Origin of the sequence: Streptomyces sp. WZ-12 (assembly GCF_028898845.1) — a bacterium.
Classification (GTDB): Bacteria; Actinomycetota; Actinomycetes; order Streptomycetales; family Streptomycetaceae; genus Streptomyces.
In genome coordinates this window covers 2,654,397-2,666,742 of record NZ_CP118574.1, presented here as the reverse complement: position 1 = coordinate 2,666,742, position 12,346 = coordinate 2,654,397, and the positions used below count along the sequence as shown (strand labels likewise).

The 12,346-nt window shown below is 69.5% G+C and carries 10 protein-coding genes; 7 read left to right on the top strand and 3 right to left on the bottom strand.

Going from position 1 to position 12,346, the window contains the following annotated elements; translation table 11 throughout:
• On the top strand, positions 1 to 1,341 hold the full coding sequence (locus PV796_RS11110; protein ID WP_274912795.1) for a class I SAM-dependent RNA methyltransferase: 1,341 nt from the start codon (positions 1 to 3) through the stop codon (positions 1,339 to 1,341).
• Positions 1,342 to 1,457: 116 nt separating this feature from the next.
• Here the strand turns inward: PV796_RS11110 and PV796_RS11105 are convergent, their stop codons facing one another.
• The 3 genes from PV796_RS11105 to PV796_RS11095 all read right to left on the bottom strand — a co-directional run bounded on the left by PV796_RS11105 (position 1,458) and on the right by PV796_RS11095 (position 5,325).
• Positions 1,458 to 2,513: a type III polyketide synthase gene (locus tag PV796_RS11105; RefSeq protein WP_274912794.1), complete on the bottom strand. Its 1,056-nt coding sequence runs from the start codon at positions 2,511 to 2,513 to the stop codon at positions 1,458 to 1,460.
• 261 nt (positions 2,514 to 2,774) lie between these two features.
• Positions 2,775 to 3,986, bottom strand: coding sequence for a cytochrome P450 (locus tag PV796_RS11100; RefSeq protein ID WP_274912793.1), 1,212 nt, complete (start codon positions 3,984 to 3,986; stop codon positions 2,775 to 2,777).
• Positions 3,987 to 4,791: 805 nt separating this feature from the next.
• A complete protein-coding gene (locus tag PV796_RS11095; protein WP_274912792.1) occupies positions 4,792 to 5,325 on the bottom strand; it encodes a hypothetical protein in 534 nt (177 codons plus the stop codon).
• Positions 5,326 to 5,721: 396 nt separating this feature from the next.
• Between PV796_RS11095 and PV796_RS11090 the strand changes: the two genes are divergently transcribed.
• The 6 genes from PV796_RS11090 to PV796_RS11065 all read left to right on the top strand — a co-directional run bounded on the left by PV796_RS11090 (position 5,722) and on the right by PV796_RS11065 (position 12,318).
• The gene (locus PV796_RS11090; protein ID WP_274912791.1) at positions 5,722 to 6,513 is read left to right on the top strand and encodes a PTS sugar transporter subunit IIA; all 792 of its coding nucleotides are present in this window, start codon (positions 5,722 to 5,724) and stop codon (positions 6,511 to 6,513) included.
• A gap of 53 nt (positions 6,514 to 6,566) precedes the next feature.
• Positions 6,567 to 8,171, top strand: coding sequence for a PTS ascorbate transporter subunit IIC (locus tag PV796_RS11085; protein ID WP_274912790.1), 1,605 nt, complete (start codon positions 6,567 to 6,569; stop codon positions 8,169 to 8,171).
• 727 nt (positions 8,172 to 8,898) lie between these two features.
• Positions 8,899 to 9,354, top strand: coding sequence for a MarR family winged helix-turn-helix transcriptional regulator (locus PV796_RS11080; RefSeq protein WP_274912789.1), 456 nt, complete (start codon positions 8,899 to 8,901; stop codon positions 9,352 to 9,354).
• The gene (locus PV796_RS11075) at positions 9,351 to 10,379 is read left to right on the top strand and encodes an ATP-binding cassette domain-containing protein (RefSeq protein ID WP_274912788.1); all 1,029 of its coding nucleotides are present in this window, start codon (positions 9,351 to 9,353) and stop codon (positions 10,377 to 10,379) included. Before PV796_RS11080 ends, PV796_RS11075 begins: the two co-directional genes overlap by 4 nt.
• Positions 10,339 to 11,202 carry an ABC transporter permease gene (locus PV796_RS11070; RefSeq protein ID WP_274912787.1) on the top strand — a complete coding sequence of 288 codons (864 nt, stop codon included), beginning with the start codon at positions 10,339 to 10,341 and terminating at the stop codon, positions 11,200 to 11,202. The genes PV796_RS11075 and PV796_RS11070 overlap by 41 nt, the downstream gene beginning before the upstream one ends.
• 726 nt (positions 11,203 to 11,928) lie before the next feature.
• Positions 11,929 to 12,318 (top strand): cell division protein SepF, encoded by a 390-nt coding sequence (locus tag PV796_RS11065; RefSeq protein WP_274912786.1) that lies wholly within the window; start codon positions 11,929 to 11,931, stop codon positions 12,316 to 12,318.
• Positions 12,319 to 12,346: the final 28 nt, after the last annotated feature.

Genomic DNA, 12,346 nt, shown 5'->3' with positions numbered 1-12,346 from the left:
ATGCAGCCGGACACGCCGCCGGAATCCAGGAAGTCGATGGTCGGCGAGGAGTACGAGGTCGAGGTCGGCCCGGTCGCGCACGGCGGCCACTGCATCGCCCGCACCGAAGCCGGTCAGGTCCTCTTCGTCCGGCACGCGCTGCCCGGCGAACGGGTCCGCGCCCGCGTCACCGACGGCGAGGAGGGCGCCCGCTTCCTGCGCGCCGACGCCGTCGAGATCTTCGACGCCTCCAAGGACCGCGTCGCGGCGCCCTGCCCGTTCTCCGGCCCCGGCCGGTGCGGCGGCTGCGACTGGCAGCACGCCGCGCCCGGTGCCCAGCGCCGCCTCAAGGCCGCCGTCATCACCGAGCAGTTGGCGCGACTGGCCGGCCTCACCCCCGAGGAGAGCGGCTGGGACGGCACCGTCGAACCGGCCCCCGGCGACAAGGTCGCCAAGGGCGAGGTCCCGGCCTGGCGCACCCGCGTGCAGTACGCCGTCGACGCCGAGGGCCGCCCCGGCCTGCGCAAGCACCGCTCGCACGACGTCGAGCCGGTCACCCACTGCATGATCGCCGCCCCCGGCGTCTCCGAACTCGGCATCGAGCAGCGCACCTGGCCGCAGATCGCCACCGTCGAGGCGATCGCCGCCACCGGCTCGCACGACCGCCAGGTCGTCCTCACCCCCCGCCCCGGCGGCCGCCTCCCGATCGTCGAACTCGACAAGCCGGTCTCCGTCCTCCGCATCGGCGAGAAGGACAAGGCCGTCCACCGCGTCCACGGCCGCCCCTTCGTCCGCGAACGCGCCGCCGGCCGCACCTGGCGGGTCGGCAACGGCGGCTTCTGGCAGGTCCACCCGAAGGCCGCCGACCTCCTCGTCGAGGCCGTCATGCAGGGCCTGATGCCCAAGAAGGGCGACATGGCCCTCGACCTCTACTGCGGTGTCGGCCTCTTCGCCGGCGCCCTCGCCGAGCGGGTCGGCGACAAGGGCGCGGTCCTCGGCATCGAAGCGAGCAAGCGCGCCGTCGAGGACGCCGAGCACAACCTCGCCGACCTCGACCGGGTCCGCATCGAGCGCGGCAAGGTCGAGCAGGTCCTCCCCCGCACCGGCATCACCGACGTCGACCTCGTCGTCCTCGACCCGCCCCGCGCCGGCGCCGGCAAGCAGACCGTCCAGCACCTCGCCACCCTCACCCCCCGCCGCATCGCCTACGTGGCCTGCGACCCGGCGGCCCTCGCCCGCGACCTCGCCTACTTCCGCGACGCCGGCTACGCCCCCCGCCGCATGCGCGCGTTCGACCTCTTCCCGATGACCCATCACGTGGAGTGCGTGGTGATCCTGGAGTCGGTGAAGAAGGGGCGGTAGAAGGCCCTCAGTCGCGGGGGTGTGGGGCGACGGTTCAACTCGCCATCCCTGTTGGTGAGTTGAACCGTCGCCGGTCCAGCGGCGCCGGGCGTGATTCCGCCCGTGCGCCCCGTGCTTCACGTCGCCGTCGACGACCACGTCCCCAGCGCCATCTCCGCGGTGATGCCGGGGCCGAAGCCGGCCAGGAGGCCGCGCTGGCCCTCCTGCGCTGACTCCTCGTCGAACATGCGGGCCAGTGCGTCCAGCACCACCGCGCTGGCTATGTTGCCGTACTCGGTCAGTGTCGCCCGGCTGAAGCGGAACGCCTCGCGGGGGACGCCGAGGAAACGGCTGAGGTCGTCGAGGATGCGCGGGCCGCCGGCGTGGACGATGTAGAAGTCCAGGTTGCCCGCGTCCCATTGGTGTTCCTCGGCCAGCGCGCGGAGCGCCGGCGCGAGCGGCTCCATCGTTCCCGGGACCCGCTTGTCCAACTGGAAGTGGAATCCCGTGGAGCGCACCGCATACGAGATCCAGTCCTCGGTGTGCGGTATCAGGTAGGAGGCGTTCCGTTCGAGGTGGACGCCCGTGCCGCCCCTGCCGCGCATCACGGCCGCCGCGACCGCGTCCCCGAACAGGCCGTTGGACAGCAGCGATCCGACGCCCACGTCCGTGGGCTGGTAGCACAGCGAGCAGAACTCGCAGGCGACGAGCAGGACGTTGGCTTCCGGGTAGGCCCGGCAGAAGTCGTGCGCGCGGTTGATCGCGGCGCCTCCCGCGGCGCAGCCGAGTTGGGCGATGGGGACCTGCCGGGTGTCCGACCGGAATCCCATGTGGTTGATGAGCCACGCCGTCAGCGACGGCATCATGAAGCCGGTGCACGAGACGTAGACGATCAGGTCGATGTCCCGCGGCTCCAACTCCGCCTGGTCCAGTGCCTTGCGCACCACGGCGGGGACGCGTGCCTTGGACTCCTCCTCGTAGATCGCGCTGCGGGCGTCGAATCCGGGATGCTCCAGCACCTTGTCGATGGGCTGGATCAGGTGTCGACGCGCTACGCCCGTATGCTCGATGAGTCTCAGCACGAGTTTCAGCTGGGCGTGGTTGCCGTGCAGCTGCCGTGCCAGTTCGAGGGTGTCGTCCCTGGTGATGATGTACTCAGGGACCGCGATTGCCGGTTTGCACAAAACCGCCATCGGATGCACTCCTTGCAGACTGTGGTCCGCCCAGTGCTTTTTCTGCTCTGTAATTCGCGTCGTGGTCGCTTCCGTTGTCGGCCGGCGGAATCTCAGGAGATTCCATCGGCCCGATGACACAGACCCCTGGAAGGACGCGAGCGGGCCATCCGTCGAAGAATGGACTTTCCCCGTGCAGATGGGTCATTCCTAGACCGTACGCCAAGGGAGTGAGTTCCGCATTCCGCGGTCGGGGCCGCGGATTCCCGCGGCCCCGGTACCTCACCACACCACCGGCAAGGCCAGTGGATAGCGCCAGATCGCGGTCTCGTTCCAGCGCAGTTCCTCGGCGGGCTTCGCCAACTTCAGCTCGGGGAAGCGCTTCAGCAACGTGCCCAGCGCCACCTGCATTTCGGTGAGGGCCAGCGGGGCGCCCAGGCAGTGGTGCCCGCCCCAGCCGAACGTCATGTGGCCGGTGGTCTCGCGCGTCAGGTCCACCTCGTCGGGGCGCTCGAACTTCTTCGGGTCCCGGTTGGCCGTCAGGTACGAGACGTGCACGATGTCCCCGGCCCGGATCGTCACGCCGCTCAACTCGACGTCCTCCAGCGCGACTCGCGGGATGCCGACGCCCTTGCGGAACGGAATGAAGCGCAGCAGCTCCTCCAGAGCCTGTGGCAGCGCCTCGGGGTGCGCGCGCAGCATCGCCAGGTCCTTGGGCCGGGTCAGCAACATGTAGGAGAGGTTGCCGATCTCGTACGTGGTGGTGTCCTGGCCGGTGATCAGGAGCACCATGGCCATGACGGTGAGCTCCTTCTCGTCGAGGACCTCGTCCCCGACGCGGGCCGTCGCCAGGGCGCTGATCAGGTCGTCGCCAGGGTCGCGCCGGCGCCGTGCGGTCAACTCCTTGAAGTACTCCCGCATGTTCGCCTTGGCGTGGATGGCGTTTTCCTTGTTGTCGAGGCTGACGTTCATCATCGTGCGGGCGTACGCGCGCAGTTGTGCGCGCTCGCCCTCAGGGATGTCCAGCACCTCGCAGATGGTCGTCAGCGGCAGTGGCGACGCGAGGTTCTCCATCAGGTCACCTGGCGCCCCGTCCTCGACCATGCGGTCCAGCAGGTCGTCCACGGCGTGCTGGGTGCGCGCTCGCATCCGCTCCACCTGCTTCGGGGCGAACGCCTTGGAGACCAAGCTCCGCAGCCGGCTGCTCGCGGGCGGGTCCATCACGTTGATGGCCTCGTCCTGCACGATCGGCTCCGGCGTCATGCGCGGGAAGTCCCGCCCGACGATGGCGTGCCGGCTGAACCGCCGGTCCGTCGTCACCGTCCGCACGTCTTCGTACCGCGTGACCAGCCACGCCTCGCCCTCGCCGTACGGTAGCCGAATGCGTGCGACGGGCTCTTCGGTCATGATCCGCCTGAGCGTCGGATCGAACTCCAACGCCTCGGCGTAATCGAACGGGCAATTCCAGACGGTGCTGTCGGCTTCCTGTGCCATTCCGAACTCCCAGGGTGAGAAGGACGGGTCCGTTTCGGTCGAAAGGGTTGAGGAGAGCTGAGGAGGCTTGAACGGGGTGGATCGGGGTCAGGGTGCGGATGAATTGTCGGGCGCGACGGGTCGAGCACGACGAGCGGAATTACCACCCGCGGTTTGGGCAGCCGAAAGGCGCACATGCCTTCGCCGGCGGGTCGCAAAGGCGCTATTTCATCCCCGATATCGTACGCAGGCGCCATGTGCGCCGCCTCGGCTGCCCGGGTTCGGGGCGGGCCGTCACGCCGTACGACGGTTTCGTTTCGTGCTGCCCTTCCGCGCTGATTCCTGCCTCGTGCGGTGAAGTGAGCGGGGTGGCGTGGGCGGTCACGCAATTACGCCGAATGAGTGATGAGTGCGGGGGAGTGGGTGTGGTGGGGGTGGTTGGTTGGTCTGGAGTGGAGCGGGGCGGCTACGGGATCGTCGGGGTTTTCGCCGCCGAGATGGTGATGGGTGCGATGCCTCACGGTGACTGTGTGGTCACTCTGGTTACGGGTTGCGCATTCGTTGGCAGGGGAGCAGGGCCACTCGGCGGTGGTTGCGCGCCCCTGCTTAATGGTCGCGTATGGGCGCCCGTGTTGCCTGGTTGTGGTTGTGGCTGGGGCCGTGGTGTGGTTGTTGTGGCTGGGGCCATGCCTGTATCGGTCTACATGTGATCTATGGCGGCATGATCGGCGGCCGCCCGGTTCGGTCGGCCGGAGTCAGGGTCGGGATCGGGTGCGAACGGGGGCGGCGTTTACGCGCGTGTTCCCCAACTCCGGCCGGAGGGTGCTCAATCCGTCTGGTGGGCGTCTCGGGCCGCGTCCACGAAGGTCTCCAGTGCCTTCCAGAAGGGGCTGTATGCGGCGTCGAACTCCTCGCGGCAGTCCTTGCCCTCGGCCGTGCCTGGCCGAAGCGCATCGTAGAAGGGGCCGGTGGCCTTCTGGAGGGCGAGTGCCGCGGCTGCGGCCGAGGGTGGGCCCTCCAACTCCACGACCCTGGCGCAGCGTCGGATCTTCGCGTACTCCGCGACCTCCCGGTCGAGCAGTATGTCGAGCCTGGCGGCCCGCTCTGCGGAGGCCGGCTCTCGCAGCTCCGCTGAGATCTCCCAGTACAACTCGCCGATCCGGTGGGTCTGTTCGATCAGGTCCAGGTAAGCGGTGCGCCGACTCTCCCGCAGGCGCTCGGCCCGCTGTGAGCGTGCCGCCGTCTCCGCCTGTATGCGGGCAGCCCGCGTACTGCCACGGCTGGCTACCCAACTGGCCAGTACCGCCGTACCGCCCGTCACTGCCGCGATTGCCAGAGTCCATACGGTGCTGTCGCCCACGCGGCGTCACGATACCCATCGCACCTTTCGCCGGCCGCCACCGGTACGCCGGTCCCGGCACCGCGCCGTGCGCGCTCATGCCCCCAGTCACCTTCGTCGTTGCGTCAGTTGCTTCCTCAGGTGCGACAACTGCGCCTGCTGCGGCCGTAGTCATGTCTTTCATCGCTGCCTCCTCGGCCTTCCTGCCTGCGTCTTCCTCGGGCTTCGCTGTCGTCTGTCGTCCTTCCTCGTCCTGACTCATGTGTCCCCGCGCCCGAGCCCACCCACCCGCTCGCCAACCCTGATCCGCCCCTGAGCAGACCCTGATCCCCACCCGAACCCCCAACCCCGACGTCGGCCCCAACTCCCCTTCCACGCACCGGTGCACGGCCGGCCACACGCCCGTAGAGTCCCGGCATGGCAGCACTGAACGATCTCCTCCCCGCCGCGGCCGTGCGCCTGGACGTGCCCGTGTCGGACTGGCGAGCCGCGATCCGGACGGCCGGTGGGCTGCTGGTGGACACGGGCGCGTCGACCACCGCGTACACCGCCGAGATGATCGAGAATGTGGCGGAGAACGGTCCGTACATCGTGATCGCGCCCGGCTTCGCCCTGGCGCACGCCCGCCCCTCGCCCGCGGTGCTCAGGACCGCGATGTCCTGGGTCCGTCCGGCGGCGCCGGTGGAGTTCGGGCACGAGACGAACGATCCGGTGCACCTCGTCGTCGCCCTCGCGGCGCGGGACCAGGGCGCGCATACGGCGGCGCTCGCTGCGCTGGCGCGACTGCTCGACGAGCCAGGTACCGCCCGTGCACTGCGGGAGGCCGCCGATGCCGAGGCGGTGTGCAGGTTGCTCGCCGGTCCGGATGCGTGCCACCGGCGGGACGAGGACGTCGAACTCCCCGTCGTAGACGGGAGCCGCGCCGTCCACCGGATCCTGACGGTCTGCGGCAACGGTCTCGGTACCAGTCTCTTCCTCAAGTCCACGCTGGAGCGGGTGCTCGACCACTGGGGCTGGGGCCGTCACGTCACCGTGGAGGCCACCGACACCATCTCCGCCAGGGGGAAGGCGGCCGAGGCCGTTGCCATCCTCACCTCCCGTGAGATCGCCGGGACGTTGGGCGCGACCGGCGTTCCGGTCGCGGTCGTGGAGGACTTCACCAGCACCAGGGAGGTCGACCGCGTGCTCCGCGACCTCTACGACGTGTGACGCCGACGCTGTCCGACGTTGTCCAAGCCCCGCTTGGGGCAAAGGGGGAGCTCATGACCGTGCTGTTGTCCATCGCCACGTTCCTCGTCAACGAAGTGCTCAGCCGGCCGGCCTGTTTGATCGGCCTGATCACCGCGGCGGGGCTGATCGCGCTGCGGAAGCCCGTCGGGCAGATCGTCGGTGGCGCGCTCAAGGCCACGCTCGGCTTTCTGCTCATCGGGGCCGGTGCGACCCTGGTCGTCGGCGCGTTGGGGCCGCTGGGCGGCATGATCCAAGGTGCCACCGGGGCGCAGGGGGTGATCCCGGCCAACGAGGCGATCGTCGGCATCGCCCAGGAGCGGTTCGGTGCCCGGGTTGCCTGGCTGATGATCCTGGGGTTTGCCGTCGCCCTCCTGCTGGCCCGGTTTACGCCTCTGCGATATGTGTTCCTCACTGGCCATCACATCCTGTTCATGGCCACGCTGCTGACGATGGTCCTGAGTGCGGCCGGACAGCCCGCGCCGGTTGTGATCGCCGTCGGTGCTGTCCTGTTGGGCATCCTGTTGGTGGCCATGCCCGCGTTCGCCCACCCCTGGACCAAGCGCGTCACGGGCGACAACTCCATCGCCATCGGCCACTTCGGCACCGCTGGTTACATACTCGCGGGCGCCACCGGTCGACTCGTCGGCCGGCGCAGCCGCAGCACCGAGGAGCGGAAACTGCCCGAGGGCCTGCGGTTCCTACGGGATTCGATGGTCGCGACGGCCTTGTCCATGGCACTGATCTACGTGGTCATGGCCCTCGTCTACCTGGCCAACGCCGGACGATCCACCGCCTTCAAGGCGTTCGCCACGGCTACCGGCGGCGAGGGTGCGGCCCGCGACCTCGGCAACTACCTCATGCAATCCGTCATGCAGGGGCTGCAATTCGGCATCGCGGTCGCGGTGATCCTCTTCGGGGTCCGTACGATCCTGGGTGAACTGGTGCCTGCATTCCAGGGCATTGCCGGCAAATTGGTGCCCGGTGCGGTACCGGCCCTGGATGCGCCGATCGTGTTCCCGTACGCCCAGAACGCGGTGCTGATCGGCTTCCTCGCCAGCTTCACGGGGGGCCTGACCGGCCTCGCCCTTCTGGCCTGGGTGGTCCACCCCGCCTTCGGGCTCGCGCTCGTTCTGCCCGGTCTCGTACCGCACTTCTTCACGGGCGGCGCGGCCGGCGTTTACGGGAACGCGACGGGTCGCCGGCGCGGCGCGATCGTCGGCGCCTTCCTGAACGGTGTGCTGATCACCTTCCTGCCGGCGCTGTTGCTCACCGCGCTCGGTGCGTTCGGCAAGGCCAACACCACTTTCGGCGACGCCGACTTCGGCTGGTTCGGCACGCTCATCGGCTATGCCGCCAAGGTGGGGCCCGGTGGTGGGGCCGTCGCCATGGTGGTCATCGGCGTGGGTGTACTGGTCGGCGCGATCCTCTTCCAGAGGAGGGTGGTGGAGCGGGGATGGGACCCGGGTGCCGGGCGGGCCGCTGCCGGGCCCGCTACGGGAGAGTCGACGGATGCCGGCGGAGCTGGAGCGCGTGGGGTGCTTCCGCATCGCCGACACCCCAAGATCGCGCCGCCCGTAGGCGCGCCGGCCCCGCCACCGCCAGCGGGTGACGGGCCGCATGACCACATGGCCAAGTGAACGATCGGCTCACTGGTTCAGTGACCAACTGGCCAGCTGGTCGTGGTCGGCCCGTCGGATCTCGTCATGGAGTTCAGTCGTCGGTGGTGCGGTCAGGCGAAGTCCCAGCGCCTTTGGGCCTTGGCGCCTCGGTACTCGTGCGGAAGGCGTCCGGTGCCCGGTCCACGGCCGCGGTCAGGCGCTCCCGGCCAGTCGCCTTGTCCACCCTCCCCCCCCCCCCGCAGGCCCCGGGGTGGGTGACGAGGAACCGCGCTGTGCTGTGCACGTCGTCTTGCTGTGCACGTCCGTATCCGGAGTGAGTTCCCCCTTCACCTGGGAGCGGGGCAGTAGGGCAACGTAGGCACCCTCCAGGCCACGGGCGCCGTCCTCAGCCGTGCGGGGGCGCGGGGGCCTGCGGGCCGCTGGGCGTCCGCTCCAGTACGCCCCGGGTGACCAGTCGCCCGTTGGGCTGGGGGCCGCTCTATGCATGGCGTCCGGGTAGGAGAGCCGGAGCCTCCACGGGGCGGGCAGCTGCCGCCACCTGCCAACTCCTCCTCCATCTTGGCCTTTTCGTCCACGCGAGGTCTTGCCCGGACTTGCACGGATGTGCCCTGGCGCCCTCGGTCCTGTGGCGGCGGAACGTCCCCATCGTGACCATGGTCGGGCTGCCCGCAGGCGCCTTGCGCTGTCCCGTTTTGTCAGTGTCCGCCCTGCTGCATTGCCTCCGTCTCAGAGCTAAAGTCGACGTATGGCCACAGGGGACCTCCCCGATGAGCTGGCTGACGTACTGGCCGGGATCCAGCGGCTGATCCGCCGGCGGCTCCGCCCCGGCGTGCCCGCGCCCAGGCTGCGGGGCGCGCAGGTCGAACTCCTGCGGCTGGTCTCCGCCCGCCCCGGCATCCGGGTCTCCGCCGCCGCGCAGGAGCTCTATCTGGCGGGCAACTCGGTCTCCACGCTGGTCAACGAGCTCAGCCGGGCCGGCTATCTACGCCGTGAGACCGACCCCGCTGATCGGCGCTCGGCCCAGCTCTTCCCCACACCGGAGGCGCGGGCACGGCTGCGCGACTGGGAGGCCCGCCGCAGCGCGCTCGTCCACGATCAGGTCGCCCGCCTTCCCGAGGCCGACCGGGCGGCATTGGAGGCCGCTCTTCCGGCGCTGCGCCGGCTCGCCCACAACCTGCACCAGCAGACGGAGGGATCATGACCAGCGACGACCCCGGCCGGACGGTGCCGCACACCGCCACCGGAGAGCCCCAGGAAACCGCCGGCGCACCGGTCGGAGCCGCCGACCCAGTGGCCCCGACAGCCGCCCCGGCCCCGGATGCTCTCTCCTGCCACGCGCTGCGCTATGCCTTCGGCGAGACCAAGGCCGTGGACGGAGTGGATCTCGCCGTTCGCCCTGGCGAGGTCTTCGGCCTGCTCGGACCGAACGGCGCGGGCAAGACCACCGCCATCCGCTGCATCACCACCCTGCTGCCCGTTCCGGCGGGGATGGTGCGGGTCTTCGGGCATGACGCGGCGCGGGAGCGGATGGCCGTTCGGCGCCTCCTGGGCTATGTGCCACAGCAGTTGTCCGCCGACGCCGGGCTCACCGGCCGGGAGAACGTCGCGCTGTTCGCCCGGGTCTTCGACGTGCCGCGCCGCGAGCGCGCCGCCCGTGTCACCCAGGCACTGGAGGCCGTCAACCTCGCCGACGCCGCGAACCGGCTCGCCAAGACCTACTCCGGCGGCATGATCCGCCGCCTGGAACTCGCCCAGGCCCTGGTCAGCGCGCCCCGCCTGTTGATGCTCGACGAACCGACGATCGGTCTCGACCCGATCGCCCGCACCAGCGTCTGGGAGCACATCAACGCGGTGCGCGCCGCTACCGGCATGACCGTCCTGGTCACCACCCACTACATGGACGAGGCCGAGCAGTACTGCGACCGCGTCGCCCTGATGCACCGCGGTCGGATCCGCGCCCTGGGCACGCCCGGCGAACTCCGCTCCGCCCTGCGCGCCCGCCGTGCCCGTGCCGAGCAGTCCGCGAGCGCAACAACCGAATCCGCTGCGTCCGCGACCGCGACGTCCGTGACCGCAGCGCCCGCGTCCCGTCCCGCTCCCTCGTCCGACACGGAGCCGACGCTGGAGGACGTCTTCCGGGACGTCGCCGGCACCGGCCTCGACGAGCAGTCAGGAGACTTCCGCGATGTCCGGAGTACCCGTCGCACCGCGGCCCGGGTCGGCTGAAGCCACCGCCGCCGCACGCCACTTGGACCTGCTACTGGCCCCACCGCGCGCCCGTACTGGCTGGCGGGTACTGCCCGCCGGAGTCGCCGCGATGTGTGTGGTCGAGTTGCAGAAGCTCCGCCACGACCGCACCGAGCTCTACACCCGTGCTGTCCAACCCGTCCTCTGGCTCGTGGTCTTCGGCGAGACCTTCACGCATATCAAGGCCATCCCCACTGGTGGCACCCCCTATATCGACTATCTGGCGCCCGGGATCATCGCCCAGTCCGCCATGTTCATCGCGATCTTCTACGGGATCATGATCATCTGGGAGCGGGACGCCGGCATCCTCACCAAGCTGCTGGTCACTCCCACCCCGCGGTCCGCCCTGATTGCGGGCAAGGCGTTCGCCGCCGGAGTGAAGGCGCTGCTCCAGGCAGTTGTGGTGATCGCCATTGCCGCACTCCTCGGCGTGGCCATGACGTGGAACCCGCTGCGCCTGCTCGGCGTTGCCGTCGCCGTGATCCTCGGCTCGGCCTTCTTCTCCTGTCTGTCGATGACGATCGCCGGCATCGTGCTGACCCGTGACCGTCTGATGGGCATCGGTCAGGCCATCACCATGCCGCTCTTCTTCGCCTCCAACGCCCTCTATCCCGTGGCCGTCATGCCCGGTTGGCTACAGGCCATCAGCAAGGTCAACCCCCTCAGCTACCAGGTCGAAGCGCTCCGCGGACTGCTTCTGGGCACCCCTTCTCATCTGGCCCTCGACTTCGCTGTCCTCGTCGGCGCCGCGGCCGCCGGTATCGCTGCCGCATCCTCACTCCTCGGCCGCCTGGCCCGCTGACTCGCCGGCCGTCGTCGCATCTCGGCGAGCGACCAGCCGCACTTCCCGGGCGACGGGCCCGGCCCAGCCGTCGATTCCCTTCCGCGGAAGGCACGTTGTGTATCCATGACCCCACCGTAAGTGACGCCACTGACAGTGGCCTCGGTCAGCGGAAATGCCTGAATCGTCGCCGGCTTCAAGCGCGCTTCCTCGCGAGTGGGACGACCGACTCGGCCGTGCGGAGGTCGGCCTCACGCGAGTCCGCCGGTTGAACGTCAGCCGTGGAACGAGGTGTTGAGGGGAGGTGAGGGTGGGGTGCGGCTCGGGGTGCCGAGGGTGTTGCGGGGAGGTGGGGGCGATGTCGGCCCTGTCGCATTGCCGCCGAGAAGGCTCTCTGTGGCGAACGCGGCGTCCTCCGCTGGGGATTGCGGCGACGCCCTCCGCGCATCCACCGCAACTCATGCCTGCTCAGGGAGGGCTGTCTCGGGACGCCCTGAGTGTGGGCCAGCCGTTTCGCTGCCACCCCCGGGTGCTTCCGACCCGCGTCGCAAGGGAGGATGAACGGGCATACACAAACTCGATCCGGTAGTTCTGCCCAGGTGTCCGCACTGGTCAGGGCTATGAGGCAGGATGGAAGTGGCTGCGGCGCCGCGTGTGTCGCAGTCAGCGACGTTTGTAGGTCTATCTCTAGAATCGTGCGATGCACATACCGCAGAAAGCCAGCGCTCCACTGGGTGAGGTGATTCGGTGAACGGCCCCGATGCCACCGACGAGCAGTGGGAAGGGCTCGCCGAAGTCGTACCGCTACGCGGCGGCAGTGAATGGCCCTCCTGGCCCGCCCACCGGGCCCTTCCGGACGACGAACCGACCGAGGAAACCCGGCGGTTCATCGTCATCCGCGTGCAGACCTTCGCGGACGCCCGGGAAGTGGCCGAGTACCTCATGGCGCAGCTTCCGGTCCTGTTGGACCTCAGTAGTGCCGACACCGATGTCGCCAAGCGCATCCTGGACTTCGCCAGTGGGGTCGTCTTCGGGCTCGGCAGTGGTATGCACCGCGTGGACACCAACGTGTTCCTGCTGGCGCCGGCCGGCACCGAGGTTGCGGAGCCGGCGGCGGGTACCGTCCCCCGTTCGTAGGAAGAGCAGTTGGGCGTAACGGTTCTCC